This window comes from Virgibacillus oceani, assembly GCF_041521345.1.
In the GTDB taxonomy this organism is placed as follows: Bacteria; Bacillota; Bacilli; order Bacillales; family Amphibacillaceae; genus Virgibacillus_N; species Virgibacillus_N oceani_A.
Genome location: NZ_JBGOHB010000013.1, coordinates 1 through 26,139 on the forward strand (window position 1 = coordinate 1; position 26,139 = coordinate 26,139).

Annotated in this window: 30 protein-coding genes; 28 read left to right on the top strand and 2 right to left on the bottom strand. The window is 37.2% G+C overall.

Annotated elements, in window-relative coordinates; all coding sequences use genetic code 11:
- Positions 1 to 399: 399 nt before the first annotated feature.
- Complete coding sequence (locus ACDX78_RS10945; protein ID WP_486027808.1) at positions 400 to 651, bottom strand: ferredoxin; 252 nt, start codon at positions 649 to 651, stop codon at positions 400 to 402.
- Positions 652 to 841: 190 nt separating this feature from the next.
- On the opposite strand from ACDX78_RS10945, the gene ACDX78_RS10950 reads away from it, so the two are divergent.
- The 8 genes from ACDX78_RS10950 to ACDX78_RS10985 all read left to right on the top strand — a co-directional run bounded on the left by ACDX78_RS10950 (position 842) and on the right by ACDX78_RS10985 (position 8,036).
- Positions 842 to 1,927 (top strand): YpbB family protein, encoded by a 1,086-nt coding sequence (locus tag ACDX78_RS10950; RefSeq protein ID WP_486027810.1) that lies wholly within the window; start codon positions 842 to 844, stop codon positions 1,925 to 1,927.
- Positions 1,911 to 3,446 (top strand): RecQ family ATP-dependent DNA helicase, encoded by a 1,536-nt coding sequence (locus tag ACDX78_RS10955; RefSeq protein WP_486027812.1) that lies wholly within the window; start codon positions 1,911 to 1,913, stop codon positions 3,444 to 3,446. Before ACDX78_RS10950 ends, ACDX78_RS10955 begins: the two co-directional genes overlap by 17 nt.
- Positions 3,433 to 3,999, top strand: coding sequence for a CPBP family intramembrane glutamic endopeptidase (locus ACDX78_RS10960; RefSeq protein ID WP_486027814.1), 567 nt, complete (start codon positions 3,433 to 3,435; stop codon positions 3,997 to 3,999). The genes ACDX78_RS10955 and ACDX78_RS10960 overlap by 14 nt, the downstream gene beginning before the upstream one ends.
- 11 nt (positions 4,000 to 4,010) lie before the next feature.
- Complete coding sequence (locus ACDX78_RS10965; protein ID WP_486027816.1) at positions 4,011 to 4,322, top strand: hypothetical protein; 312 nt, start codon at positions 4,011 to 4,013, stop codon at positions 4,320 to 4,322.
- Positions 4,323 to 4,759: 437 nt separating this feature from the next.
- Positions 4,760 to 5,338, top strand: a complete 579-nt coding sequence (locus ACDX78_RS10970) for a genetic competence negative regulator (protein ID WP_486027818.1) — start codon at positions 4,760 to 4,762, stop codon at positions 5,336 to 5,338.
- Positions 5,339 to 5,378: 40 nt separating this feature from the next.
- Complete coding sequence (locus ACDX78_RS10975; protein ID WP_486027820.1) at positions 5,379 to 5,540, top strand: hypothetical protein; 162 nt, start codon at positions 5,379 to 5,381, stop codon at positions 5,538 to 5,540.
- Between the two features lie 91 nt (positions 5,541 to 5,631).
- Positions 5,632 to 6,912, top strand: a complete 1,281-nt coding sequence (locus ACDX78_RS10980) for a Glu/Leu/Phe/Val family dehydrogenase (RefSeq protein WP_486027822.1) — start codon at positions 5,632 to 5,634, stop codon at positions 6,910 to 6,912.
- A 128-nt stretch (positions 6,913 to 7,040) separates the two neighbouring features.
- Positions 7,041 to 8,036, top strand: coding sequence for a YpdA family putative bacillithiol disulfide reductase (locus tag ACDX78_RS10985; RefSeq protein WP_486027824.1), 996 nt, complete (start codon positions 7,041 to 7,043; stop codon positions 8,034 to 8,036).
- 92 nt (positions 8,037 to 8,128) lie between these two features.
- Here the strand turns inward: ACDX78_RS10985 and ACDX78_RS10990 are convergent, their stop codons facing one another.
- Positions 8,129 to 9,100, bottom strand: a complete 972-nt coding sequence (locus tag ACDX78_RS10990; RefSeq protein WP_486028025.1) for an asparaginase — start codon at positions 9,098 to 9,100, stop codon at positions 8,129 to 8,131.
- 156 nt (positions 9,101 to 9,256) lie between these two features.
- On the opposite strand from ACDX78_RS10990, the gene prsW reads away from it, so the two are divergent.
- From prsW to menG, 20 genes are all read left to right on the top strand, one after another.
- Positions 9,257 to 9,934, top strand: coding sequence for a glutamic-type intramembrane protease PrsW (gene prsW / locus ACDX78_RS10995; protein WP_486027826.1), 678 nt, complete (start codon positions 9,257 to 9,259; stop codon positions 9,932 to 9,934).
- A gap of 276 nt (positions 9,935 to 10,210) precedes the next feature.
- On the top strand, positions 10,211 to 11,077 hold the full coding sequence (sleB, locus tag ACDX78_RS11000; protein ID WP_486027827.1) for a spore cortex-lytic enzyme: 867 nt from the start codon (positions 10,211 to 10,213) through the stop codon (positions 11,075 to 11,077).
- A gap of 15 nt (positions 11,078 to 11,092) precedes the next feature.
- Positions 11,093 to 12,436, top strand: a complete 1,344-nt coding sequence (gene ypeB, locus ACDX78_RS11005) for a germination protein YpeB (protein WP_486027829.1) — start codon at positions 11,093 to 11,095, stop codon at positions 12,434 to 12,436.
- A gap of 105 nt (positions 12,437 to 12,541) precedes the next feature.
- The gene (locus ACDX78_RS11010; RefSeq protein ID WP_486028027.1) at positions 12,542 to 12,751 is read left to right on the top strand and encodes a flagellar brake domain-containing protein; all 210 of its coding nucleotides are present in this window, start codon (positions 12,542 to 12,544) and stop codon (positions 12,749 to 12,751) included.
- 103 nt (positions 12,752 to 12,854) lie between these two features.
- Entirely contained in the window at positions 12,855 to 13,196 is a 342-nt protein-coding gene (locus ACDX78_RS11015; RefSeq protein ID WP_486028028.1) for a flagellar brake protein, read from the top strand.
- 208 nt (positions 13,197 to 13,404) lie between these two features.
- A complete protein-coding gene (gene cmk / locus ACDX78_RS11020; RefSeq protein WP_486027831.1) occupies positions 13,405 to 14,091 on the top strand; it encodes a (d)CMP kinase in 687 nt (228 codons plus the stop codon).
- A 240-nt stretch (positions 14,092 to 14,331) separates the two neighbouring features.
- Positions 14,332 to 15,462, top strand: a complete 1,131-nt coding sequence (gene rpsA / locus ACDX78_RS11025) for a 30S ribosomal protein S1 (protein WP_486027832.1) — start codon at positions 14,332 to 14,334, stop codon at positions 15,460 to 15,462.
- Positions 15,463 to 15,568: 106 nt separating this feature from the next.
- Entirely contained in the window at positions 15,569 to 16,171 is a 603-nt protein-coding gene (locus ACDX78_RS11030) for a YphA family membrane protein (RefSeq protein ID WP_486027834.1), read from the top strand.
- Positions 16,168 to 17,043, top strand: coding sequence for a YIEGIA family protein (locus ACDX78_RS11035; protein ID WP_486027835.1), 876 nt, complete (start codon positions 16,168 to 16,170; stop codon positions 17,041 to 17,043). The genes ACDX78_RS11030 and ACDX78_RS11035 overlap by 4 nt, the downstream gene beginning before the upstream one ends.
- Positions 17,044 to 17,047: 4 nt before the next feature.
- The gene (locus ACDX78_RS11040; RefSeq protein ID WP_486027837.1) at positions 17,048 to 17,233 is read left to right on the top strand and encodes a capping complex subunit for YIEGIA; all 186 of its coding nucleotides are present in this window, start codon (positions 17,048 to 17,050) and stop codon (positions 17,231 to 17,233) included.
- 147 nt (positions 17,234 to 17,380) lie between these two features.
- Positions 17,381 to 18,691 (top strand): ribosome biogenesis GTPase Der, encoded by a 1,311-nt coding sequence (der, locus tag ACDX78_RS11045; protein ID WP_486027838.1) that lies wholly within the window; start codon positions 17,381 to 17,383, stop codon positions 18,689 to 18,691.
- A 14-nt stretch (positions 18,692 to 18,705) separates the two neighbouring features.
- Positions 18,706 to 19,743: an NAD(P)H-dependent glycerol-3-phosphate dehydrogenase gene (locus ACDX78_RS11050; RefSeq protein ID WP_486027840.1), complete on the top strand. Its 1,038-nt coding sequence runs from the start codon at positions 18,706 to 18,708 to the stop codon at positions 19,741 to 19,743.
- A gap of 61 nt (positions 19,744 to 19,804) precedes the next feature.
- Positions 19,805 to 20,065, top strand: coding sequence for a stage VI sporulation protein F (locus ACDX78_RS11055; protein ID WP_486027842.1), 261 nt, complete (start codon positions 19,805 to 19,807; stop codon positions 20,063 to 20,065).
- Positions 20,066 to 20,501: 436 nt separating this feature from the next.
- On the top strand, positions 20,502 to 20,699 hold the full coding sequence (locus tag ACDX78_RS11060; protein ID WP_486027843.1) for a DUF2768 domain-containing protein: 198 nt from the start codon (positions 20,502 to 20,504) through the stop codon (positions 20,697 to 20,699).
- A gap of 21 nt (positions 20,700 to 20,720) precedes the next feature.
- Positions 20,721 to 21,443, top strand: coding sequence for a hypothetical protein (locus tag ACDX78_RS11065; RefSeq protein ID WP_486027844.1), 723 nt, complete (start codon positions 20,721 to 20,723; stop codon positions 21,441 to 21,443).
- Positions 21,444 to 21,685: 242 nt separating this feature from the next.
- Complete coding sequence (spoIVA, locus tag ACDX78_RS11070) at positions 21,686 to 23,164, top strand: stage IV sporulation protein A (RefSeq protein WP_486027846.1); 1,479 nt, start codon at positions 21,686 to 21,688, stop codon at positions 23,162 to 23,164.
- Positions 23,165 to 23,547: 383 nt separating this feature from the next.
- Complete coding sequence (locus ACDX78_RS11075) at positions 23,548 to 23,820, top strand: HU family DNA-binding protein (RefSeq protein ID WP_486027848.1); 273 nt, start codon at positions 23,548 to 23,550, stop codon at positions 23,818 to 23,820.
- Positions 23,821 to 24,240: 420 nt separating this feature from the next.
- Positions 24,241 to 24,462, top strand: a complete 222-nt coding sequence (gene mtrB / locus ACDX78_RS11080) for a trp RNA-binding attenuation protein MtrB (RefSeq protein WP_486027849.1) — start codon at positions 24,241 to 24,243, stop codon at positions 24,460 to 24,462.
- Between the two features lie 121 nt (positions 24,463 to 24,583).
- Positions 24,584 to 25,417 (top strand): heptaprenyl diphosphate synthase component 1, encoded by an 834-nt coding sequence (locus tag ACDX78_RS11085; protein WP_486027851.1) that lies wholly within the window; start codon positions 24,584 to 24,586, stop codon positions 25,415 to 25,417.
- The gene (menG, locus tag ACDX78_RS11090) at positions 25,374 to 26,081 is read left to right on the top strand and encodes a demethylmenaquinone methyltransferase (protein WP_486027852.1); all 708 of its coding nucleotides are present in this window, start codon (positions 25,374 to 25,376) and stop codon (positions 26,079 to 26,081) included. Before ACDX78_RS11085 ends, menG begins: the two co-directional genes overlap by 44 nt.
- The last annotated feature ends 58 nt before the right edge of the window (positions 26,082 to 26,139 follow it).

Consider the following 26,139-nt stretch of genomic DNA (forward strand, 5'->3'; position numbering starts at 1 on the left):
TTAAACCATATCGCCATATTCCTATAGATTTTGAGTGATGGCGCACTCCTTTTAAAAAAATGAATGAGCTGCGTCTACTTTAGTATTGACATTTATTCCTTATTTTAGAACTTTATTTTCATGGTAGGAGATAAAGGAAACATGTCCCCGCATCGGGGGTATGCCGATGTTGGCCGGCAAGGCCGTAGTTAGTCGGCCTTCCTTTACCCGTAAGGAGCCAATGTTGACTTATCGCACGGAGGTGAAGGAAGTCCGCTAGTCGCTGGGCGCTGGAGCTAGACGTGGCTATTCCTATATAGAAGATTATCCACAGATCAAAAATTTTATAGTTTCCTGGTAATATAAAAAAAACAGAAAAGATGCAGTTATGAGATCTTTTCTGCTTTAATTAAGTACGGCTTATTCACCAAATTTCAACGGATCCCCGTCAAATGGACTGTCGGCCATTTTAATGGAATCGGTAGGGCAGCCCTGATAGGCATCATGCATATCATCCTTCCATTTATGGGGGATTTTTGTATTGCCCATGTTATTATCCAACATGACAATAGCAATCCCTTCATCATCATAGTTAAATATATTTGGTGCAGCCGCTCCACAGGCACCACATGCAATACATGTTTCCTGATCAACGATTGTAAATTGTGCCACGCTAAAATCCTCCAAACTAGAAGCATATTTCATTTTCTTTATTGCAATGAATAAAAACATATGAAAGACTGGAATTATGTAATTAATTACATGATAATATTATACAATAAATCTATTTTTCGTACACACCATGTTTGTCGAATGAAAGTAAAAAAAGCTACTTTTGCAGTCGGAGGGAGGGGGCAGGCTATTGTTATTTGATTGTATCCTGTTGATTAACTTTAAATATATAAAGGCAGAGCGCTCAGAAGCTGCCATATTCCGTATTTTAAAAGGAAATAAATCAATTCAAACTGTGCAGGACATACATATATACAAATTGGAGAAATTTTACGAAATAGGCAGTTTTTTAAGCAAGAAACAATTTGATAAAAGAATAGAAACACTGAGGACAGATAAGTTGTTAAAAAAGCAGGATAGTAACAACCACTATTATGCTGTAACGGAAAAGGGATTGAACTGGCTGGATAAACATCAATCCAATGTTTCAATAAACTATTTTAACGGATTCAGATTTCACCAGATTGCAGCGAATTTTTACAATCGGTTAGTATTGCTTATTCAAACATTAACGAATAGTAAAATGAATAATTTTTCGTTTATTCCAGTGATCGGAAATCACTCCACGGAAAATTGGGTAAGATTATTTTACAGAAAAACATGTAACAGACAGCTGGAAATCTTGGGTGCACTTTATAAAGAGCTTTCACAATTACTATCTCATTGTTCCGAAAAGGAATCAGAGATATTTGTGGATCGTTTAAGCGGCTACAATGTATATGGTCTTAGCATAGACCAGCTGGCTACACAGTACCAGCACGAAAATGAAGACATTCGTCTTATGCTTACAGGGATAGTTCATCACATGCTCTCCATAGTAGAGAGTCGGGTAAATACTTTCCCGCTAATGACCCATATGATGCAGGATTTGAAAAGCAACTCCAACCTCAGCAATTCAGCAAAGGTCACCAGGCGTTTACTAAATGAAAAGTATACCATTTCCCAAATAGCAAGGAAAAGACAGTTAAAGGATAATACCATTTATGACCATGTTGTTGAAATTGCTTATAATGACGATGAATTCCCTATTTCAGACTATGTGCCTAAGAACAAGCAGGACACTATTATTAAAGCAATAAACCATTCACAATCCTATAAATTAAAACAGATAAAAAGTGAGCTGGGATATGAATTCAGCTACTTTGAAATCCGCTTGATATTAGCAGCTTACAGAAATTTTGCTGAAATAGGTGATAAAGATGTACGAAAAAGTTAACTTAACCGAAATTCTGCAAAAGTATTTTGGATATAACTCTTTTCGGCCTGGTCAAAAGGAAATCATAAAAGATATAATGAGCGGAGAAGATGTATTGGGGATACTGCCTACCGGATCAGGCAAATCCATTTGCTATCAACTACCCTCAACCCTGCTTGACGGCAGTACAATTGTTGTTTCTCCATTAATTTCTTTAATGATGGATCAGGTACAACAATTAAAAGCAAGTAACTTTAAAAGAGTGACTGCATTAAACAGTTTCATGGATAAATCTGAAAGGAGACAAACTTTACAGCAGCTGCATAATTATAAATTAATCTATGTTTCACCAGAATTACTTCAGCAGGAGGAAATACAACAACGATTAATGAAACTAAAAATAAGCTTATTTGTCATCGATGAAGCACATTGTATCTCCCAATGGGGCTATGAGTTTCGGCCTGATTACCTAAAACTCGAGAGAATAGCTGATATTCTAAATAGACCGCCTATTCTTGCATTAAGTGCGACTGCTCCGGAGACTGTTCAAAAGGATATCATTCAGGCATTGAAGAGGCCCGAGATGAAAAAGCATATTTATCCGATGGATCGGGAGAATATCGCAATCAGCATAAAAAGAAAAGAAAGTATTGAGGAAAAAATTGATGAAATCACTTACATCCTGTCCCGGTTGGCTGTACCGACTTTAATTTATTTTTCCAGCAGGCAAGCAGCAGAAAAAACTGCTGCAGCTTTAAGGGAAAAGCTTCCTCAGCGTATTGCATATTACCACGGCGGATTGGAGGCTCATGACCGTATATCTGTACAACAACAGTTCATGCATAATCAATTGGATGTCATTTGCTGCACAAACGCTTTTGGAATGGGTATTAATAAACCTGATATACGATTAATTATCCATTTTCATTTTCCTTCCCGGCTTGAAGCATATACCCAGGAAGCAGGAAGGGCGGGGAGAGATGGTCTGTCCAGTGTAAGCATCATACTATATTCTTTGCAGGATTATTTTATACCGAAAAAAATGATACATAATGAATTGCCAGCCACAGAAGACGTATACTTCGTCTTAGGTTATTTGTATGAAAACAAAGAAATTCCCCCGACGTTGGAAGCCATCGGGGAAACCTTTAAAATAAATGAAATTCAATGGAGATTTTTACGGTATCAATTAGAAAATCATGCTATTATTAAAGGTAATGAGGTTATCGCCAATAAAAGGCAAATTTCTCATGCATTTAATAAAATAAAAGCATTTATACATAACCGAACAAGCACAAAAGAGCAGAAATTGACGGATATGCTAAGCTGGTTACAAACGGAAGGATGCTTACGTAAAGATTTATACAAAAACTTTCAGCCCTCTTACCAAAACCCGGACGGCCCATGTTGCAGTAACTGTGGCTTCACATTGACTGATTGGGAACCGGAAAATTTCAAAATTGAACCCCTTGCTCCGCAATCCTGGGAGCATCGTTTAAAGAAATTATTAATGATTGGTGACAATAATGAAGCAAAGTGAAATAATAAAACAATTATCCGATGAGGAATTAAAACAGCAATTATTCATATCTCAAGGCTTATTTTTGGTACTTGCTATCGTATTAAGTTTTTTTCTCTTTCAAGATTTAAATGAATGGTTATTGTATTTCAATTGGGAACCGGAAAAAATAATTTTTTACGGTATCATACCAGGATTGATCATCGTAGTTATCGATATTATTTTAGTATTGGCATTGCCGAAACACTATTATGATGATGGCGGCATTAACGAAAGGGTATTCAAAGGGCAGTCGGTACGTTTTGTGTTTATGCTGTCCCTAATAGTTGCTACAGCTGAGGAATTACTGTTCAGAGGCGTGCTGCAGACAACTTTTGGATATATAATTGCAAGTACTATTTTTGCACTGGTTCATTTTCGGTATTTAACAAAACCGGTTTTATTGATATCCATTCTGTTTGTCAGTTTTTATATCGGCTATTTATTTGAAATAACCGGGAATTTGCTTGTAACTATTACAGCTCATTTCACAGTGGATTTTTTGCTTGGCTTATTAATTCGTTTTCAAAAATGAGGTGAATCATATTGAGTAATTATAGTAAAGAGCGAGACCAGGCAGAAGAATTGAGAAGATTGGTATACGATGTCCAAAGTAACCAGGGAGAAAATGCTGAATATATTCAGCATGATAAACATTTGAAGACGGAAAAACGCGAAATTGATATTTTAAATTTACCTCCGAGAAAAGAAGTACATGCAAAAAAGCAACATCGTGTCAGATTAAAAACGAGTAATTCATTCAAAAGATTTTTATTGGTAATTATTATACTTATTATCGTTTTAGGCAGTATATTTTATTTTTTCAACGAGGAACTAATTCAATTCTTCAGCAGCTAGTCTGGCGAGAGTGAAAACAATACCATTGGGAATTGGAATAATTAAAAATAGACTGGCTGTAAAAACAATTTACTGTTCATCAACGATCTAAATTGCATATAGTGTAAGTGTAAGAAAAAAATTATTATTAAAGAATGACTGCTTTTGTATCATTTGTTACTGTCCAGTACGAAATCCAAATTCACTTAGGCACAAGTATGACATCTGCGATTACAATAAATGCTCGCCCGATCAAAAACCATTATTCAAACTCCTTTTGATTATTTTCACAGTGCCTTCTTTGCCGGGTTTGCGTTGTGATCTTTTCGGCGGGCGATTCGCACTACCAAATTTTTCCGAGGGAACAGTAATTGCAATATCAATTTATTAGAAAACAGCCAGGGTGAAAAATATATTTATGCAAAAATGAAGACCTGTAACTTAAGGGGGGGTGCTATATGCGCATGGAAAGAGTGTCCAATAACCAATTTACCATTTTTTTAACCTTCGATGATTTAATTGAAAGAGGCTTTACAAAGGATGAATTAAGATATGACGTTTCCATCACGCAAAACCTGTTTAGTGATATGATGCATGAGGCTAGTGCCGAATTAGATTTTGAACTAGGAGGAATGCTTCTTATCCAGGTTTATTTAATGCAAGCGCAGGGGATGCATATAATAGTTACCCAAAACAACGAAATTGATAATATGGATGAAGAATTTATCACCATGAAAGTTACATTAGATGAAAGAGACGACTTTATATTTTCCTTTGAGGACTTTGAAGATATAATACGGGTCTCTGACCACCTGTCATCTTGCAACATCAGCGGAGGAGAAGTTTACTATTTTAATGACAAATATTATATGCTCATGGAAGATGCCGATCTGCAGGAAGAAAATAAGGAAAATATCATTGCTGTTTTAGCAGAATTTGCATCACCCAGTATTATAACTCCGTATCGCCTGCGGGAATACGGGAAAGTTATCTATTCATCTGAAGCAGTAAAACAGATTTTACAGACTTTTTATTAGTGAGGGACAAAAGTAATAGGATGAATAGGAAGAAAGTGATATGATAGTATTAGGTTATGAAGATGGCAGCAAGGATGATAATAACCTGGAAATTACTTGCTGTATAGGAATAGATTCTCGGAATTTATTCATTAACTTATTGATGGGAAAGTGCGGTATAGCAAACTTTCTATTGGGTGACTTGAATATTTCGGGGAATTAAATAGATTATATTGCATAATTTTTATGAAAGTGTATACTATTCTCTGAGTACAGCTATTATAACTTTTACAGATATATTAGGAGGTAAATTCATGGTAGCCGATAACGCAGCAGATTCTACCAGGGAAGCTAATAAAAAAATGGATGTTCTAAGTTCAACACGAACAGTTATTAAAACCGCATTGGAAAAACTGGGTTACCCTGATGAAGTATTTGAATTGTTTAAAGATCCTATTCGTATGATGACAGTAAGGATTCCCGTACGTATGGATGATGGTTCAGTTAAAGTATTCACAGGTTATCGCGCACAACATAATGATGCTGTTGGCCCGACAAAAGGTGGCGTCCGTTTCCATCCGAATGTAACGGAAAAAGAAGTAAAAGCATTATCTATCTGGATGACGCTGAAAGCTGGTATTGTTGATTTGCCATACGGTGGAGGAAAAGGTGGAATTATTTGTGATCCACGTGAAATGTCTTTTCGAGAGTTGGAAGGGCTTAGCCGTGGCTATGTTCGAGCAATTAGTCAAATTGTAGGACCAACGAAAGACATCCCAGCGCCTGATGTATTTACAAATTCGCAAATCATGGCCTGGATGATGGATGAATACAGTAGAATTGATGAATTTAACAGTCCCGGTTTTATTACCGGCAAGCCAATTGTGCTTGGTGGTTCACATGGAAGAGAATCGGCAACTGCTAAAGGCGTAACAATTGTGCTTAATGAAGCTGCTAAGAAAAGAGGTCTGGACGTAAAGGGAGCCAGAGTAGTTGTTCAAGGCTTTGGTAATGCCGGAAGTTTCTTGTCCAAGTTCTTGCATGATGCCGGGGCAAAAATCGTAGGAATCTCGGATGCTTATGGTGCTTTGCATGATCCCGAAGGTCTTGATATAGATTATTTATTGGATCGACGAGACAGCTTTGGAACAGTAACTAAATTATTTAATAATACGATTACTAATAAGGAATTATTGGAAGTGGATTGTGATATATTAGTTCCAGCTGCAGTAGAAAACCAAATTACTGAAGAAAATGCACATAATATTAAAGCAGATATCATTGTGGAAGCTGCTAATGGGCCGACAACGATGGAAGGTACAAAGATACTCACTGAGAGAGGGAAATTGCTTGTACCTGATGTGTTAGCTTCATCAGGAGGGGTAACTGTTTCCTATTTCGAATGGGTACAGAACAACCAGGGTTATTACTGGGGTGAAGAAGAAATCGATACTAAACTGCATGAAATCATGATAAAAGCATTTGATTCGATATATAATACTGCACAAACAAGGCGTGTCGATATGCGATTAGCTGCATATATGGTCGGAGTGAGAAAAATGGCTGAAGCTTCAAGGTTCCGGGGCTGGGTTTAAATGAAATCATTATATGAAAAAACTCTTATCGTATATAGGGATAGGAGTTTTTTCAGATTGGAAGAATATGTTTTAGACAATAGTTCATATCATTGTTCGTTTCAGCATGAAGAAGGAAGTGTATATAAATGCAAGAGGAAAAGGTAATTATTGTTGGCGGGGGACCATGCGGGATGTCTTGTGCCATTGAATTACAGAATCAGGGAATATCTCCATTAATTATCGAAAAGGATAATATTGTAAATACGGTATACCAATTCCCGACACATCAAACTTTTTTTAGTTCAAGTGAAAAACTGGAAATAGGTGATATGCCATTTATCACAGAAAAGCAAAAGCCTGTGAGAAATCAGGCACTTGCTTATTACAGGGAGGTAGCGGCACGGAAACAACTGCGGGTAAATTCGTTTGAAAAAGTGACTGATGTATTGAAAAAGGAAAATCATTTTCAAATTACAACAATAAAAGACAGCAAAAAAATATTCTATAAGGCAGAACACTTAATTATTGCTACCGGTTATTATGATCAGCCAAATCACATGAATATACCTGGTGAGAATTTGGATAAAGTAAGCCACTACTTTAAAGAAGCACATCCATTTTATAATAAAAATATCCTTATAATCGGCGGAAAAAATTCAGCGGTGGATACTACGCTTGAATTGCACAAAGCTGGAGCCAATGTAACCGTACTTTACCGGGGAGATCATTACTCCAAAAGTATTAAACCATGGATTCTTCCGGAATTTGACTCCCTGGTAAGAAATGAACTTGTACACATGGAATTTAATGCAGTTGTTTCAAAAATAACAGAAGATAACGTTTTTTATACAGTCAATGGCGTAAATAAAAAAATTAAAAATGATTATGTTTTTGCGATGACAGGCTACAGGCCGGATATTGAATTCCTCAAAAGTATGGGTATCTTGATAAATGATGCTGATGGTAAACCCGAGTTTAATGAAAAAACACTAGAAACCAATATAGCTGATTTATATATTGCAGGAGTTGTTGCTGCCGGTTTTAATAACAATGAGATTTTTATTGAAAATGGTCGATTTCATGGTGCTATGATTGCACATCATATAAAAAATAAAAGCAAAAAAACAACCGTTAATGCATGATCCTTTATTTGATTATTTTATTAAACAGATTAAATTTATAGTCTATAGAAATGATAGCGGCAAAATAGCAGCCTGCTATCATTTTTTTGCAGTTAATATTCATTTTCAAATATTTTCTTTAAGGATGTGAAATCTGTTTCTTTTTCCAAAGCAATTAATAGCTTTAATCTAGCTTTTGGGCCATTTAATCCATTGGCCAAAATCATTCCCCGTTCTTTTAAATAATTTCCTCCTCCTTCATAGCTGTATGTAGGCTGGACAACCCCCCGGTAACATCTGGATACGATAATAACTGGTTTATACTGATGGATCATTTCCTGTAATGCTTTGGTCATTTCCAATGGCAAATTGCCTTGCCCCAAAGCTTCTATCACTAGGCCGTCGGGATTACTTTGATTTAAAGCCTGCACGATGGAACCGTCCATACCTGCATAAGCTTTTAATAAGTATACGTTTTTGGATATACTGTTTACAGGATAAGTATACCTTGATAAAGCCGTGTGATGAAATAGAATCGCTTCCTTTGTAACAATACCAATAGGCCCATATTGTGGACTTTGAAATGTCGCAACATTACTGGTGGATGTTTTTGTTACATTTTTTGCTGTATGTATTTCATCATTCATGACGACCAGTACCCCTTTACCTTCTGCTTCCTTTTCTACTGCAACACGCAGGGAGCTAATTAAGTTGTAAAGTGCATCAGACCCGATTTCATTACTTGAACGCATGGCTCCCGTTAAAATTATCGGCTTTTCTGTTTCAATGACCAAATCTAAAAAATAAGCAGTTTCTTCCAATGTATCCGTCCCGTGGGTGATAACAATTCCGTCGTATTTCGGCAGTTTTTTTTCAATTTCTTTTGCCAGCTGGAGCATATGTTTTGGTGTAATATGCGGGGAGGGAAGTGAGAAAATAATTTTTTCCTTCACTTTTGCGTAAGTTCTCAAATGATAAGACAATGCTGTTAAAGGATGTTTGTTCGTAGTCGTCACTTCACCCGTATTTTTATCCTCAAGCATGGAGATTGTACCTCCAGTATGAATAAGCAGTATATTTTTCATGCTGAAAATCATTCCTTTCGGTGTAATTGTTCCCACCCTAGTCTCAACTATGATGATGCGTGTCTCTTTCATTTCTCTTATCATATTTTTTCCTATTTTCATTATATGAAGTTAATGATACGATAAAAGTATTGTACCTGAAAAGAGGCCATGATCATGTTTACCATATTTTCTGCCGGTGTTGCTCCTGCAATTGCACTTATGTCATTTTTTTATTTAAAGGATAGATTTTCCGAGCCAATTCCGCTTATCATACGGACATTTATACTCGGTGCCTTGCTTGTATTTCCTATTATGTTTATTCAATATATATTTAACACAGAAATCCTTACTGATTCTACATTCATTCAATCTTTTTTTATTGTTTCTTTATCTGAAGAGTTCTTCAAATGGTTTATATTTTTCTATTGTATCTATAACCATTCCGAATTTGATGCCCATTATGATGGTATCGTCTATGCTGTCAGTATAAGTCTGGGCTTTGCCTCATTGGAAAATATATTATTTTTGTTTTCCAATGGAATAGAACATGCATTTTCCAGGGCATTATTCCCGGTTTCTTCTCATGCGCTTTTTGGGGTAATCATGGGCTATTATTTCGGCAAAGCAAAAATGAATGATAGGCATAGAACGAAAAACCTTGCCTTTGCATTTTTAATACCTTTTCTTTTGCATGGCACGTATAATTATATACTTAGAATAATCGAGAGTAACTGGTTAATTTTATTGATTCCTTTTATGATTGGCTTATGGATTCTGGCTTTACGCAGAGTGAAAATAGCAAATCAGCCCCACCCCTATCCTATGTTCCAGAGAGAAAAAGAACAAGCCTGATGTCTTCTGCTGTAATAGGCGGGGGATTTTTTTATTGCTTAGAGAACTATAATTTTCCTGCCCTTGAATAATTATTAATACAAGAATAATCCGTCCAACTCTGCCACCCAGCAATAGTGAATCTTTACGATGGGACGAGCATGCAGGCCCAGTCTGTTCGTCACTAACCCAGCTTTAAGCCTTGTTTGGATTGAAGTTAGTCATCCATGAATAATAATCATGTTTTTTTCAAAGAATATATAACACATAACTTAAGATACAGCAGGAGGAATATAAATGAGCTATAAAAAACTATCGTTTTCCGTCATACTGATTAGTTTTTTGTTTATTGGGATAGAGGCTTCCTACCCCGAACATAATGCTGAGGCTTTCAGTCAGCAAGTGATTCAGCAAGGTGCTGTTGGCGATGATGTTATTGAACTGCAAGCTAGATTACAATATTTAGGTTTTTACAATGGAAAAATTGATGGTGTGTTTGGTTGGGGCACGTATTGGGGATTAAGAAATTTCCAGTATGAATTTGGTATGGAAGTAGATGGGTTAGCCGGTAATCAGACAAAACAGAAGTTAACAGATGCAAGTAATTATGATGAACAATATGTAAGAGAGCAAATTAATCAAGGAAAAAAATTCACGCATTATGGAGGGACAGACAACCAGCAGCAATCTGCGCCTCAAGGAGATGAAGAGGGAGGCGAAAATGAAGAGGGCGGCCAGGAAGCTACAGAACAAGCTGAGCCTGCTGAACAAGAGGAAGCAAACACTGCTGTAAATGTTCCTCAAGGATATTCCCAAAATGACATTCAGCTTATGGCAAATGCCGTTTACGGGGAAGCCCGTGGGGAACCTTATGAAGGTCAAGTTGCCGTTGCCGCTGTTATTTTAAATCGGGTAGAAAGTTCGACATTTCCTAATACCGTATCAGGAGTTGTCTTTGAACCCCGCGCGTTTACTGCTGTTGCCGATGGACAAATTTATCTAACGCCTAATGAACAGGCAAGGGAAGCAGTATTGGATGCGATTAACGGATGGGATCCAAGCGGTAATGCAGAATATTATTTTAACCCGGATACGGCAACATCCGGCTGGATTTGGTCAAGGCCGCAAATAAAAAGGATCGGAAAGCACATATTTTGTCATTAGAAAGGGGCTATTTATATGATTAGGTGGATTGTAATAGCAGCACTTACCTTAGGCATAGCCGGCACAGCTTTTTGGGGCTATCAGGAACATCAGGAAAAAAATGCAATTCTTATTCAGGCTGAAAACAACTATCAGCGTTCTTTTCATGATTTATCTTACCACATGGATTTACTTCATGATAAAATCGGAACAGCCTTGGCGATGAATTCCAATCAGAGTCTGTCCCCGCAATTGGTGGATATTTGGCGTTTATCATCAGAAGCGTTGACTGATGTCGGCCAGCTGCCATTGGGACTGTTGCCATTCAACAAAACAGAAGAATTTCTTTCTAATATTGGAGATTTTACCTACCGTGCTGCTGTCCGGAATTTGGAGGATGAACCGTTATCTGATGAGGAAACAGGAGCATTAAAGGAGCTTTACGCACAATCAAATGAGATTAAGGATGAGCTGAGAGAGATTCAGCATATCGCGCTGGATAATAACTTACGATGGATGGATGTTCAGCTTGCTTTAGTCGATGAAGAAGCACAAATTGATAATACGATCGTTGACGGATTTAAAACAATGGAAGAAACGGCCGGGGAATTTTCCGAAACAAACGTTGACTCTTCCGTCATAGGTACTTCCTCACAGGAGCATGAGTATAAAAATTTATCCGGGAATAGAATCAGCGAAGAGGAAGCGTTGGATAAAACGAAAAATCTTATTGATGTGGAAAATGAAGAGAATCTAACCATAACAGAAAGTGGTGAGGGATCTGAAATTCCATTATATAGTATCTCTTATCGCAACGATGATAAAAATGCTTATATGGATATGTCGCAAGAAGGTGGGCAACCTATATCACTGCTTATTCATAGGTCCATAAATGAAAGGGAAATCAGTTTGAATGAAGGACTGGAAAAGGCAGAGCAATATTTAGAGGATTTGAATCTTGAAAATATGACCCTTTTTCAAAGCAGCCAATATAATAACATGGGGCATTATTCCTTCTTGTATGAAGAAGATGATGTTCGAGTTTTCTCTGATGCATTAGAAGTTAAAGTAGCCTTGGATGATGGAGAAATACTCGGCTTTACTGCAAATAATTATTATATGAATCATACGGACAGAGAAATACCTGAACCGGACATAACCGCTGAAGAAGCGAAAGAAAAGGTGAACCCAGAAGTTGAGATCCAGGAAGAATTTCAGGCCGTTATTGACAACGATCTGGGTGAAGAGGTATTGGCCTATGAATTTTTAGGTGTCATGGATGATGAAACATATCGTATCTTTATTAATGCAATGGATGGAAGGGAAGAAAAGGTGGAAAGAATGAGAGGCGCGGAAATTAATTATAGTGCTGGTTTTTAAAAGGGAAGGCAAATGCCTTTCCTTTTTTAGATTTTTCTGCAATGATAGGTACAAAGTAATGCTTATTTAGTGAAAAGAGTGATTTTATTGATGAAAATAGGTACAATGCTCCTACTGGAGTATAAAAAACACGGATCCGAAGTATTGAAATGCTACTGCAAAATAATCGAAAAAAATGACCATTATCTATTTATTGATTACCCTATAGAAGAAAAGACAAGAAAAACGTGCTATTTTCGAAAAGGCACCATTTTTTTCGTCGCACACATCGGAAGAGATCAATCAGTTTACCAATTCAGAACCGAGCTTGTTTAAAAAGCAAATGTAAAAATTCCTGCTCTGGCATTAAAGCTTCCCTATGAAGATGGTATAAAACGCGTTCAGCGAAGGGAATTCGTTCGTATAAAGTCTGCTGCTGATACAGCCGTGTTACGCAAGCGATGATTCTTTTACCCCTTTTACCACAGTAACGAACGATTTAAGTGGAGGCGGGATGTCAATCATCATGCTAAATGGAACAGGTTTGGATCATGTTGAAAGTAAAAAAGCCGTGATTTGTATGGTACTGGAAATGAATAACGGGGATTATCATTATTGTCATATAAAAGCAGAATTCGTACATATTAATGAACAGCGAAGCGGAATACAAACCGCTTCCTTAAAATTCACATCGATCACAAGTAATGTCCAACAGCAAATTATTCGTTACTGTTATGAAAGGCAGCGGGAAGCGAGAAAGAAAGAATTACACCCTTTATAAATAAATGATGCTTATTCTGCGTAAGTGATCAAGGCTCTTACAACATGGTCTCTGCGAATAGAATTTGAATAACTTAAAAATAAATAGACCGCCTTTCCCTGTATATGTTATATTAAGTATAGAATTGAAAAAAACTTGGCAAACTGTCAAGTTTTTTTCACCCAAGGAAAAGATTTTGGCATTTATTGAGAGGAATGACATATTTCCCATGAATAATAAGAAAATAGCAATAGCCATTGATGGGCCGGCAGCAGCCGGGAAAAGTACAGTGGCAAAAAAAGTTGCCCAGCGGCTTTCCTATATTTATATTGATACGGGGGCCATGTACAGGGCACTTACCTTAAAGTCGAATGAATTAAATATTAAATTCCAGGAAGAAGCCCCGTTACTGGATTTATTGCAACAGACAAAAATTGACTTAAAGCAAAGTGAAGATGGCCAGCTCGTATTTATGGATGACAGAGAAGTCACCAGTGATATCAGGACAGAATCAGTTACAAAAAATGTTTCTTACGTCGCGGCCCACCCTAATATTAGAAGGGAAATGGTAAAAAGGCAGCAGAAATTAGCTGATGGGAATGGAGTTGTCATGGATGGAAGAGATATCGGCACGCATGTTTTACCGAATGCGGAAGTAAAGATATTTCTTATAGCTTCTGTAGAAGAAAGAGCAAAACGAAGGTATGAAGAAAACGTGCAAAAAGGATTCCCCGTTGATTTACAGCAATTAAAAAGAGAAATTGAACAACGGGATCAGCTTGATTCCGAGCGGCTAACAGCTCCATTAATTAAAGCCGAGGGAGCAATAGAAATAGATACAACTTTGCTTTCCATCCATGAAGTAGCAGAAAAAATATTATCTATAGCAGAAAATCAAAGTAATAACGGCAAATAGACTTCCCGAAATAATGGTATATCCGAGCTGCTGGCTGATAAAATTAATTTTTATATTAAATAACTTTACTTGACAAATAATTGTAATTATTAGAAGTTATAGTAAGAACTTATTATGAATGACTGGCAATTTTATTACAATCACAGTAAAATATAAAGAAAATAATTAGAAAGCTTGGCTTATCTGCCAAGTCTATATACATGCTGGCAGGTTTTTAATTGTACATAGGAGGGTAAGGATATGAGTGAAGCGAACAATGAAATGAAAGATGTAAAAGTAGGGGATATATTAAGCGGAACTGTTGTAAAGGTGGATGAAAAACAGGTACTTCTTGATATCGGTTACAAGACAGAAGGCATACTCCCAATCAGCGAACTGTCAAGTCTTCATGTGGAAAAGGCAAATGAAGTTGTTAGTGAAGGCGATGTACTGGAGGTAAAAGTTAAAAAAGTGGAAGACGATGAGATAATTATTTCCAAACGTGCAATTGATGCTGAAAAAGCATGGGCACACCTGGAAGAAAAGTATAACAATGGTGAAGTGTTCGAAACAGAAGTGAAAAACATTGTAAAAGGCGGACTTGTTGTAGATGTTGGTGTCCGCGGTTTTATTCCTGCGTCTTTGGTAGAAACATATTTCGTGGAGGATTTTTCAGATTATCAAAGTAAAGTGCTGTCAGTAAAAATTGTTGATTTAAACAAAGAGCAAAATCGCATTATTTTATCACACCGTGCCGTTGTTGAGGATGAAATGAAAGTAAAAAAAGATGAGTTATTACAATCATTGGAAGAAGGACAAGTACTGGAAGGAACCGTTCAGCGCCTAACAGATTTTGGTGTTTTTGTCGATATCGGCGGAGTAGATGGACTCGTCCACATTTCCCAATTAACCCATGACCACGTAGAAAAGGCTTCAGACGTAGTATCTGAAGGTGATGTGATAAAGGTGGAAGTATTATCGGTTGACCGTGATAATGAACGTATTTCATTGTCGCATAAAAATACACTTCCAGGACCGTGGACAGATATTGAAGAAGAGATTTCAAAAGGAGACACATTGGAGGGAACCGTGAAAAGATTGGTGAACTTTGGTGCTTTTGTCGAAGTAAAGCCAGGTGTTGAAGGGTTAGTTCATATATCTCAAATCGCTAACAGGCATATTGGCACACCACACGAGGTGCTGGAGGTTGGACAAACAATTGAGGTGAAGGTTCTCGATGTGAATGAACAAGCACAGCGTATATCATTAAGTATAAAAGAATTGGAAGTGGAGCAGGAAAAAAAAGATTATAAGCAATATGAAAAAGATGAAGATCAGTCAGGCTTCCAATTTGGCGATTTTATTGGCGATAAACTAAACAAATATAAATAATTATTTCACCCTGGCGTGATACAAAAAAGTCTTTCCAATTCGGAAAGGCTTTTTTGTTTAGGTTTTTCTTTTTTTACCTATACTGCTAATGGCCGAGGTGATAAAAATGAATAGTGGATTATTGTTTTATTGGATCAGCTGGATTTTATTAATATATATTCTTTTCTTTATGCAAAAAAGTAAAAAAAGAAAAGTATTGGCATATTGGGTGCTGCTTGTAATTATTTGTTCAAAGCTATATATGACAATTGGTTACTACAGTATTTCTGTCACCTTCTTGCTTATATTAACCGGTGCTGCTATATGGATTATTTTGCTGCCTCGTTTTATGTATCAGCTATTATGTGCCTTCACTGTCGCCGTTTTGTATGCTGCCATTCAATTTTGGTTAATTATTGCACCCGTATGGCTCTTTTGGCCGACAACTGTAATTATACCGCTTACATGCAGTTTGTTTATCGTATTGCTTGTTAAAAAACCACGCTACAGAAAAGCAATATGCTTATTTGGTATTTGCTGTGGTGAAATCATTCATGGCATTACAATGAGCAGCTACGGATTTTCCAAAGGTATAGGGGAAATAGTTTTCTTTGACTACCTTGCAGTCATGCTGTTAATTTTTTCGTTTTTAGCCATACTACATAAAGGAAATGCTAAAATAAACAGCTTGCTAAAACAAAAACAAGTACTGAGGTGGCAAAATGAATGAATGAATATCTTTTCCCAATATTATTTGGCATAATTGCAGGCACAATTGCAAGGATTGTTATGTTAAGAACGGACTACAGACAGTATCCTACATATTTGCATGGCAGAGTAATTCATTTATCATTGGGTTTTATTGCTGCTTCTCTTGGTGCGATGGCAGGTCCCGCCTTAATGGAAATGGAATTTACCGCCGTCACTTTTCTGACCATTGCGGCAACGCAATTCAGGGAAGTACGAAATATGGAAAGAAATACTTTAACTGAGATAGATGAGTTTGAACTTGTCCCTCGGGGTAAAACCTATATAGAAGGGATTGCCCTTTCCTTTGAAAGCAGAAATTATCTTGTTATTTTCACTGCTTTAATCGGAACGTTATTTTTTTTGGTATGGCATATTTATGCTGCCATCGTTGGAGTTCTCTTATGTATGTTGATATCAAGAGGATTAAGAAGCGGTTCAACAATAAAAGACGTGGTTGATATTAAATATCATGAATTACATTTTGAGGGAGCCGGTTTATACGTGGATAACATATATATAATGAACATCGGTTTACCCGAAAGACAGGAAGAAATATTAAAATATGGCATGGGCTTTATCCTGAAACCTAAAAACATGAATGAAATAAATACTGTCAGCAACCTGGGACAAAGACAGGCAATTTTACATGATGTTTCTGTGTCTCTTGGCATATTTCGCGACTCTGGCACACCTGCGCTCTCTCCTTTAATCAAACGTGATCTGGACGATGGAAGACTTGGGGTATTTATACTGCCTCAGGTGAGGAGCAAGGAAAAAGCAATTCAGGTGATCGGCGCCGTTCCTGTATTGGAAAATGCCATCCGAATGCCATCTGAAAAGGGAGGCAAATGATAAAATGGATTTGGAAAAAAAGATCCTTGCTGTTATTACGACCAATGAATCGAAAGTAGCAGGCGGTGCACCGATTTTTCTTTGTGGTGATAAAAAGGAACTCGAATACGTCGCTGCCAATCTGGAAGCAATTATAGACGGGATTGCCCATGCGCTCAGTGAAGAACTATATATCATTGTAAAACATTAAACAGGGAACGGTTCTTTTGTATAAAAAACGAATTTTCAAATAAAGGGACTTGAGAAAGCCGTTCCTATGTTTCAATTGTGAAGTGCCCTTTCTTTTGCTAGAATAAGTAAAGCATTCAATAAGATCGTTAAAGAGAGAGGATACCTTATGAGGAAATCGGTAGTAGCAATTGTTGGAAGGCCAAATGTCGGGAAATCAACCATCTTTAATAGACTGGTCGGTGAAAGAATTTCCATTGTAGAAGATATACCCGGAGTTACCAGAGATCGTATCTATGCGGAGGCAGAATGGCTAAACTCCACATTCAATGTAATAGATACGGGCGGAATTGAATTGAGTGATGAACCATTATTAGTACAAATGAGACATCAGGCTGAAATTGCCATCGATGAAGCTGATGTTATCATTTTTCTTGTAAATGGAAGAGAAGGAATATCGGCCGCTGATGAAGAAGTTACTAAGCTGTTGTATAAATCCAACAAACCTGTCGTTCTAGGTGTCAACAAAATAGACAACCCCGAAATGCGGGAAAACATATATGAATATTATTCCCTTGGCTTCGGTGAGCCTTACCCCATTTCCGGATCACACGGTTTGGGCTTGGGAGATTTGTTGGATGCCGTTATTGATAAATTTCCAGAGAGAGATCTAAAACAAGATGATGAGGATACTATTTACTTTAGTCTCATTGGCAGACCAAACGTTGGAAAATCTTCTCTTGTAAATGCTTTACTGAAAGAAAATCGTGTGATAGTAAGTGAGATGGAAGGTACAACACGGGATGCAATAGATACACGCTTGCAAACAGCGCAGCAGGATTATGTCATTATTGACACAGCAGGCATGCGTAAGCGCGGCAAAGTTTATGAAACCACGGAAAAATATAGTGTTCTGAGGGCTTTAAAAGCAATAGAGCGTTCCGATGTAGTACTCGTTCTTATCGACGCAGAGACAGGCATCAGGGAACAGGATAAAAAGGTTGCCGGATATGCACATGAAGCCGGAAGGGCTATTGTTATTGTTGTAAACAAGTGGGATACTGTAAATGCTAACGAAAAATCAATGAAGGAATTTGAAGATAAAGTCAGAGCAAACTTTCAATATTTAGGCTATGCTCCCATAGTCTTTTTATCTGCAAAAACAAAAAAACGGCTCCATACATTAATGCCTGCAATAAAAACAGCTAGTGAAAATCACGCAAAAAGAGTGCAGACAAACGTTTTAAATGACGTAATTATGGATGCGATTGCAATGAACCCAACGCCAACCTATAAAGGAAAACGCCTAAAGGTACTTTATGCAACACAGGCAGCAGTAAAACCGCCTGCTTTTGTTGTTTTTGTTAATGACCCTGAGCTGATGCACTTTTCCTATGAGCGCTTTCTGGAAAACAAGATAAGAGATGCTTTTGGTTTCGTTGGTACACCTATTAAAATATTTTCCAGAAAGAGACAATAAGGAGGGAACGTTTTTTGGTGAATATAGCAGTGTTAGGAGCGGGGAGCTGGGGAACTGCACTCAGTATTGTACTCGCAGATAATGGTCATCATGTCCGGTTATGGACATACCGTAAAGAGCAGGCAGAGGCTATTAATGAAACACATCGAAATGATAAATATCTGGATGCGTCAATACCCGAGGAGATAAAAGCATACAGCAATTTGCAGAAAGCCATTGAAGATGTTGAAATTATAGTTCTTGTTGTACCTACAAAAGCAATACGAGAAGTAAGCAAACAGTTAAATGATATAATTCCACCTTCTGTCAAGATCATCCATGCTTCCAAAGGAATTGAACCTGTCACATTGAAACGGGTCTCGCAAATGATCGCAGAAGAAATAAAAGCATATAAAGAAGAGGACATCGTTGTGCTGTCGGGACCAAGTCACGCAGAGGAAGTAGGCTTAAGGCAGCCTACTTCTGTCACTGTAGCAGCCGTAAATGAAGCAAATGCAAAGCTTGCTCAAAATTTGTTTATTAACGATGCATTTCGTGTTTATACAAGTACAGACAATTTAGGCGTAGAACTTGGCGGTGCATTAAAAAACATCATTGCCCTGGGTGCAGGGATTTCGGATGGATTAGGATATGGAGATAATGCAAAAGCAGCCCTTATTACAAGAGGCCTGGCTGAAATAACCAGGCTGGCAACCTCTTTAGGAGCAAATCCGCTCAGTTTCTTGGGGTTATCCGGTGTAGGTGATTTGATCGTAACCTGTACCAGTGTGCATAGCCGCAACTGGCGCGCGGGAAATCTACTGGGCAAAAATCATAAGTTAGATGATGTTTTAGAACAAATGGGCATGGTTGTAGAAGGGGTACGAACGGTAAAGGCTGCTTATGAATTTGCCAAAAAACAAGATGTGGAAATGCCCATTACTTCCGGTATTTATAATATATTATACGAACAAATGGATCCAAAAACTATAGTAGAACAGCTTATGAATCGAACAAAACGGGATGAAATGGACGATTTATCCAAATTATTAAGTGAACGGTATATGTCATAACACGTAATACTTCTCCCTGCATATAATATGTTGAAACATGATTTAGCAAGGAGGAGAATATGTGAATAATTTTCAGAAAGGGCTTTTTGACAAACTGCAAGAAAATGCTAATGTCAATCCGGACGAAGTATATAAAGTTGCGGATTCTGTAAAGCATGCAGATTTTTCCGATGAGAAAACGGTGAGAAAGCTAGTACGCCATTTAGCTAAAATGGCTAATAAACCAATTTCCAAGGAGAAGGAAAATAAAATTGTAGAGTCCATTACGCAAAATAAAATGCCAAAGGATATGTCGTCCTTAAATCAATTATTCAAAAAATAGCTTTACTTGGGCAAGTGAGTATACATCGAGATATATACTTGCATAATATAAATCGCACAAGCATTCATGGATAGAGCTTGCGTGGACATTATTTAGTCAAACCGGAATGGAGTCAGCCCCCCTTCATTCCGGGTTTTTTAATTGTTTAAACGTTCTTATGCATTGAAAAACTTCGAATAGAAGTTTTTCATATGTGGAAACGAACACATATGTTATAATACGCTTTGGAGAAGGTGTCTCCCTGATTGTAAAGGATATAGCAGAAAAAATGGTTAAATAAATAACATTACATAGTAAAAAGACAGATCTTTGGCTGCATTTCCGTTTATTAGGTGATTCTACCGAAGGGACGAGCGTGCTTCATTTTTAAGACTGCTAAACACGGTTTAAAAACAAATTAAAAAGAAATGGCTTTTGTATAACGGGAGTGGATTGAATGAGTGAAGGTATGCTGAAAATGTACATCTCTTTTGCTGGGATGATATTTCTAATTCTGGCAGTTGGTTTAATTTTATTAAGCAGGTATAAGCTAAAAGGCTGGATTAGAGGAATTGTATCCTTGCTTTCCTATGTGTTTTTAATATTAGGCGGTTTAATTATCTTTTACATTGTTTTTAGCGGTCCAACAAGGTAAAGCCAGCGAGGAGGCTACGACATGAAAAACATTTCCATTTGGATTTCTATCATGATTTTTGCACTACTATTAAGCGGATGCCTTTATCCCGAAGGTGAATTGGCAGAAAATCAGGCTCCAAATGAAGATCAGTTACGAATGGTACAAAGTGCTGTAGAACAATACAGAGAATCAACAGACGGGCTTGTTCCAATTCAGACGAAACCAAATGATACACCGATATTTCAAAAATATTTAATTGATTTTACCGCTCTGCAAGAAAATAATATATTAACTGAGATACCTGGGAACGCTTTTGAGAATGGCGGCGTATACCAATATACACTTATAACTCCGGATGAAGATCCTCAGGTGAAATTAATTGACTTGCAAGTAACAGAAGCGCTGCGCAGTGTAAATGTTCAATTGAATATATACAGAGACCAAAATCTGTACCCGCCATTCGGTAGAGAGATCGAGCAAAATATATTTACCGTTGATTATGAAGAAATGGGCCTTGATGAGCCGCCTTTCATTAAAAGTCCTTATTCAAACGAGAATCTGCCAATTGTAATGAATGTGCATGGTGAGCTTTTTATTGATTACCGGATCGATTTAAACCAGGCTTTAAGCGAGTTTGAACATGATTATGATGAAGGGGATGACATACGCTATCTACTGGCGGAAAATACGCCATTTGTACCTGCATATTCATTTCCTTATACAGTTGAAGACGGAGAACCTGTTTTTTCTCCGGACTTATAAATAAATATCATATTCACACCCTTGCAACATATATTGTTGCAAGGGTTTTTTTAAGTTTCTAATGAAAAGGTAGTTCGCTGGTGCTTCCAAGGTTTTAGCACTTCAACTGTCCAATAGCATAACCTTTTTATTCTTTACACATATTTAAGTCATATTTTGATAGGACAACATCATAGACTTGTAATGTCAAATATTCGTAGTTTGTTCGTAATAAAAAAGCACTGGGATCGGGAGGGGATCTTTTGGAAAGAGTGGACATTTTTAAAGATATTTCGAAACGGACGAATGGAGATATTTACCTTGGTATTGTAGGAGCCGTCCGGACAGGTAAATCAACTTTTATAAAGAAATTTATGGAATTGGTTGTACTGCCGAATATCGAAGAAGAAAGTGATCGGGAAAGAGCACATGATGAATTGCCGCAAAGCGCTGCAGGAAAAACAATTATGACAACGGAACCAAAATTCATTCCAAATCAGGCGGTATCGGTTCAGGTTGATGAGGGGCTTGATGTAAATGTCAGACTTGTAGATTGTGTTGGTTATGCGGTAGATGGTGCAAAAGGGTTTGAGGATGAAGATGGGCCCAGGATGATTCACACCCCATGGTATGAAGATCCAATACCATTTCATGATGCAGCTGAAATCGGAACGAGAAAAGTAATTCAGGAACACTCTACAATAGGGGTCGTTGTAACTACTGACGGGACAATAGGGGACATTCCAAGAAATGATTATGTGAACGCGGAAGCTAAAATTGTAGATGAATTAAAAGAGGTTGGAAAGCCCTTTATCATGGTGATCAACTCTGTCCGGCCTACGAGTCAGGAAACCGAATTGCTGAGACAGGATTTAAGCGATAAATATGATATGCCTGTACTGGCCATGAGTATTGAATCCATGACTGAGCATGACGTATTCAATGTGCTTCGCGAATCACTTTATGAGTTCCCGGTATTAGAAGTAAATGTAAACTTGCCTAGCTGGGTCATGGTTCTGAAAGAAGATCACTGGTTAAGGGAAAATTACCAAGAAGCGATTCAGGAAACAGTTAAAAATATTAAACGTTTGCGGGATGTTGACCAAATTGTAGGTAATTTTTCAGAATTTGAATACATTGAAAGAGCAAACCTTGCCGGAATGGAAATGGGCGAAGGTGTAGCAGAAATTGATCTGCATGCACCTGATCATTTATATGATCAGGTATTAAAAGAAATTGTCGGCGAAGAAATTAGAGGTAAGGATCATTTGCTGAGATTAATGCAGGATTTCTCCCATGCTAAAAGAGAGTATGATCAGGTTGCAGGTGCATTGCAAATGGTGAAACAAACAGGTTATGGAATTGCAGCACCAACACTGGAGGATATGATACTGGATGAGCCGGAAATAATAAGGCAGGGTTCCCGTTTTGGAGTCAGACTGAAAGCTGTCGCACCATCCATTCATATGATAAAAGTAGAAGTTGAATCTGAATTTTCTCCGATTATCGGTACAGAAAAACAAAGCGAAGAGCTTGTCCGTTATTTAATGCAGGATTTTGAGGAAGATCCATTATCTATTTGGGAGTCTGATATATTTGGAAGATCACTAAGTTCCATTGTAAGAGAAGGAATTCAAGGAAAAATATCACTGATGCCGGAAAATGCAAGATATAAATTAAAAGACACACTTGAAAGAATAATAAATGAAGGTTCTGGAGGTCTAATAGCAATCATTCTGTAGCAGCTGATTATCGGCTGCTTATTTTTTTGTTTTTGTCGTGGATAAAAAAATAAAATAATCCTAATTTTTTTATTGAAACAGCAGGAATTTTCCCTGCAATATCGTATATCTTTAGTAACGCTGATAAATCAACAAAAAGCTTCAATAGTATAAAAATGGAAAAAACAGGCTCATATTTTATAAAAATGGAGGGTTTTTATTTATTTTTACGTAAAAATGGATACTTTTTGTTGAATTTTGCCCCAAACTCAGTTAATATAAGCCATGTCACACCATGAAACACGTGACATACTGTATAAAACATGACAAAAAGGTGAACAAATGATGATAAGAAATTTATTTGTTCCAATGTCTATTTGATGATTTGGGAGGAGGTGAATATCATGAACAAAACAGACTTAGTAAACGCTGTAGCTGAAAAAAGTGAACTTTCCAAGAAAGATGCTACAAAAGCAGTTGATGCAGTTTTTGAATCTGTCATGGATTCACTAAAAGAAGGCGAAAAAGTACAATTAATCGGGTTTGGCAACTTTGAAGTACGAGAGCGTTCTGCTCGAAAAGGCCGTAACCCTCAAACAGGGGAAGAAATTGAAATCCCTGCAAGCAAGGTTCCTGCATTTAAACCAGGAAAAGCCCTAAAAGACAGTGTGAAGTAATTTCTACATAGGGCGAAAAAAGGGTACGCTAAAGCGTATCCTTTTTTTTGCTTAACGCACTATAATATGTAGGATCTATGAATAATTTTTAATATAGAAATAGCCCCCACCGGCTCCGACCCCTGGATGGCGAATCTTTACGGTGGGACGAGCATTTAGTACAGTCCCAAATGTAATTTGCTGGAACGAGCACTCAGTGTAAGTCCGTACATCGCTAAGCAGGCGTTTGCGCTTTTGTTCTTGCTTATTTTGATGTATATTTGAGAAAGTATGTACGCTGGCATGCATACTTTAAAAATAGTTTATGTTGAAGAGTGAAATATCTTTAAATCAATGGTTATTAATATATACAGTTCTAATGATTGACAACGTTTTTGTTATAAGACATTATTTAATATAGAATGAGGGAGGAGGATCAAGATGAATAGTTCATCAGTCACATCTGATTTTATTGTCATAAAGGCACTGGAGGACGGCGTAAACGTGATCGGGCTGACAAGGGGAACAGATACACGCTTCCACCATTCGGAAAAACTTGATAAAAACGAAGTAATGATAGCCCAATTCACAGACCATACTTCAGCAGTTAAAATTCGCGGAAAAGCTGTTATACAAACCAGTCATGGAGAAATGGAAAATTAGCATAATATAGTCCACCTATATCACCTGTTTATGGTAAATTTCTTGCTTATCCTTATGTATTAAAATATGTTATAATAACAAAAGCCAAAAAGGATGACTGAAAGGGCTCAGGTGATTTTTTTTGAATACTTCCGAGTTAGATATACAGCATGTAAAGGGTCAAATTATAAACAAGATGAAGCATACATACTTAAATAAACATTTACCAAAGCCTGTCATTGATGACGAAAAAATCATATTGTTATCGGCAATTATAGATAATAGACCAATGTCCTCATTTCATAAAGAAAGGTACATTGTGACCACTATGCTCGTTCAAGCAGCCTTGGATACGCATGATACCGTTCCGGTTTCAAATAATAAAGAAAACAAGGAAACTAAGGTTTCCAGACAGTTAAAGGTTTTGGCCGGAGATTACTTTAGCGGGCTTTATTATTTACTTCTATCAGAAATAGAAGACATTTCATTTACACACCATTTAGCCTCGGCCATTAAAGAGATAAATGAGTATAAAATGAAGCTATATTATAAAGAAATGAATTCATTTGAGGATTATATTTATATTAAAAATAAAATAGAATCATTGCTTGTCAGCCGTGTTGCCGATTTTCTAGGTGAAGAAACGATAAAACTGATTTCCGAAGACTGGATTCTCATTCACCAGTTATTAAAAGAAAAGAAATCTATAAATAACAAAGATATGTCAACGGTATATGATGCGGGGGTTATTAAAAATAATAACAGTGCCGATTTGTCTCCATTGGTAGATATGAAATTAGAGGAGAGCATCCTAAGAGTCAGAGATTATTTAGAAAAAAATACGAATTATCCTGTCTTTTTAAAACAACATATCGATAAATCACTTCAGAACAATCAAATTATAACACCTTATGTGTGGAAGAAGGATAAGTATGAAAGAACAATCAAAAGAAGAACGTGTTCATCACGTTTTTGAAAAAGTTTATAAAAAATATGATTCCATGAACTCTATTATTTCCTTTCAACGCCATAAGGCCTGGCGCAAAGATGTGATGAAACGAATGAAAGTAGAAAAAGGGTCCAAAGCACTGGATGTCTGTTCCGGAACCGGCGATTGGTCGGTTTCCCTTGCAGAAGCTGTAGGGGAGGACGGCGAAGTGATTGGACTTGATTTCAGTAAAAATATGTTATCTGTAGCCGAGGAAAAGAAAGAGGAAATGGGCTTAAAACAGCTGCAGCTTGTGCAAGGAAATGCCATGGAGCTGCCATTTAACGACCAGATTTTTGATTATGTTACGATTGGGTTTGGACTGAGAAATGTAGCGGACTATCAAACGGTTTTAAAAGAAATGTATCGAGTCACTAAACCGGGTGGAAAGGTCGTATGTCTGGAAACGTCCCAACCTACTTTATTAGGTTTCAGGCAATTATATTATTTATACTTTCGATTTATTATGCCTTTACTTGGCCGATTATTTGCGAAAAGCTACAAGGAGTATTCCTGGCTGCAGGAATCTGCCAGGGATTTTCCCGGCAAAAAAGAACTGCAGCAAATGTTTCTGGATGCCGGATTTTCAAAAGTTCAAATTAAAAACTATACGGGCGGAGTTGCAGCAATGCATATGGGATTTAAAGAATAGCGCATGATTTCTACTGCCGGCTGTAAATTTGGACACCTATTTATAGTGATTAAAGGTG

Coding starts and splice junctions, on each gene's coding strand:
- ACDX78_RS10955 (WP_486027812.1), top strand. CDS start 1,911: ATGTACGAAAAAGTTAACTTAACCGAAATTCTGCAAAAGTATTTTGGA.
- ACDX78_RS10960 (WP_486027814.1), top strand. CDS start 3,433: ATGAAGCAAAGTGAAATAATAAAACAATTATCCGATGAGGAATTAAAA.
- ACDX78_RS10970 (WP_486027818.1), top strand. CDS start 4,760: ATGCGCATGGAAAGAGTGTCCAATAACCAATTTACCATTTTTTTAACC.
- ACDX78_RS10975 (WP_486027820.1), top strand. CDS start 5,379: ATGATAGTATTAGGTTATGAAGATGGCAGCAAGGATGATAATAACCTG.
- ACDX78_RS10980 (WP_486027822.1), top strand. CDS start 5,632: ATGGTAGCCGATAACGCAGCAGATTCTACCAGGGAAGCTAATAAAAAA.
- ACDX78_RS10985 (WP_486027824.1), top strand. CDS start 7,041: ATGCAAGAGGAAAAGGTAATTATTGTTGGCGGGGGACCATGCGGGATG.
- ACDX78_RS10990 (WP_486028025.1), bottom strand. CDS start 9,100: ATGAAAAATATACTGCTTATTCATACTGGAGGTACAATCTCCATGCTT.
- prsW (WP_486027826.1), top strand. CDS start 9,257: ATGTTTACCATATTTTCTGCCGGTGTTGCTCCTGCAATTGCACTTATG.
- sleB (WP_486027827.1), top strand. CDS start 10,211: ATGAGCTATAAAAAACTATCGTTTTCCGTCATACTGATTAGTTTTTTG.
- ypeB (WP_486027829.1), top strand. CDS start 11,093: ATGATTAGGTGGATTGTAATAGCAGCACTTACCTTAGGCATAGCCGGC.
- ACDX78_RS11010 (WP_486028027.1), top strand. CDS start 12,542: ATGCTCCTACTGGAGTATAAAAAACACGGATCCGAAGTATTGAAATGC.
- cmk (WP_486027831.1), top strand. CDS start 13,405: ATGAATAATAAGAAAATAGCAATAGCCATTGATGGGCCGGCAGCAGCC.
- rpsA (WP_486027832.1), top strand. CDS start 14,332: ATGAGTGAAGCGAACAATGAAATGAAAGATGTAAAAGTAGGGGATATA.
- ACDX78_RS11030 (WP_486027834.1), top strand. CDS start 15,569: ATGAATAGTGGATTATTGTTTTATTGGATCAGCTGGATTTTATTAATA.
- ACDX78_RS11035 (WP_486027835.1), top strand. CDS start 16,168: ATGAATGAATATCTTTTCCCAATATTATTTGGCATAATTGCAGGCACA.
- ACDX78_RS11040 (WP_486027837.1), top strand. CDS start 17,048: ATGGATTTGGAAAAAAAGATCCTTGCTGTTATTACGACCAATGAATCG.
- der (WP_486027838.1), top strand. CDS start 17,381: ATGAGGAAATCGGTAGTAGCAATTGTTGGAAGGCCAAATGTCGGGAAA.
- ACDX78_RS11060 (WP_486027843.1), top strand. CDS start 20,502: ATGAGTGAAGGTATGCTGAAAATGTACATCTCTTTTGCTGGGATGATA.
- ACDX78_RS11065 (WP_486027844.1), top strand. CDS start 20,721: ATGAAAAACATTTCCATTTGGATTTCTATCATGATTTTTGCACTACTA.
- ACDX78_RS11075 (WP_486027848.1), top strand. CDS start 23,548: ATGAACAAAACAGACTTAGTAAACGCTGTAGCTGAAAAAAGTGAACTT.
- mtrB (WP_486027849.1), top strand. CDS start 24,241: ATGAATAGTTCATCAGTCACATCTGATTTTATTGTCATAAAGGCACTG.
- menG (WP_486027852.1), top strand. CDS start 25,374: ATGAAAGAACAATCAAAAGAAGAACGTGTTCATCACGTTTTTGAAAAA.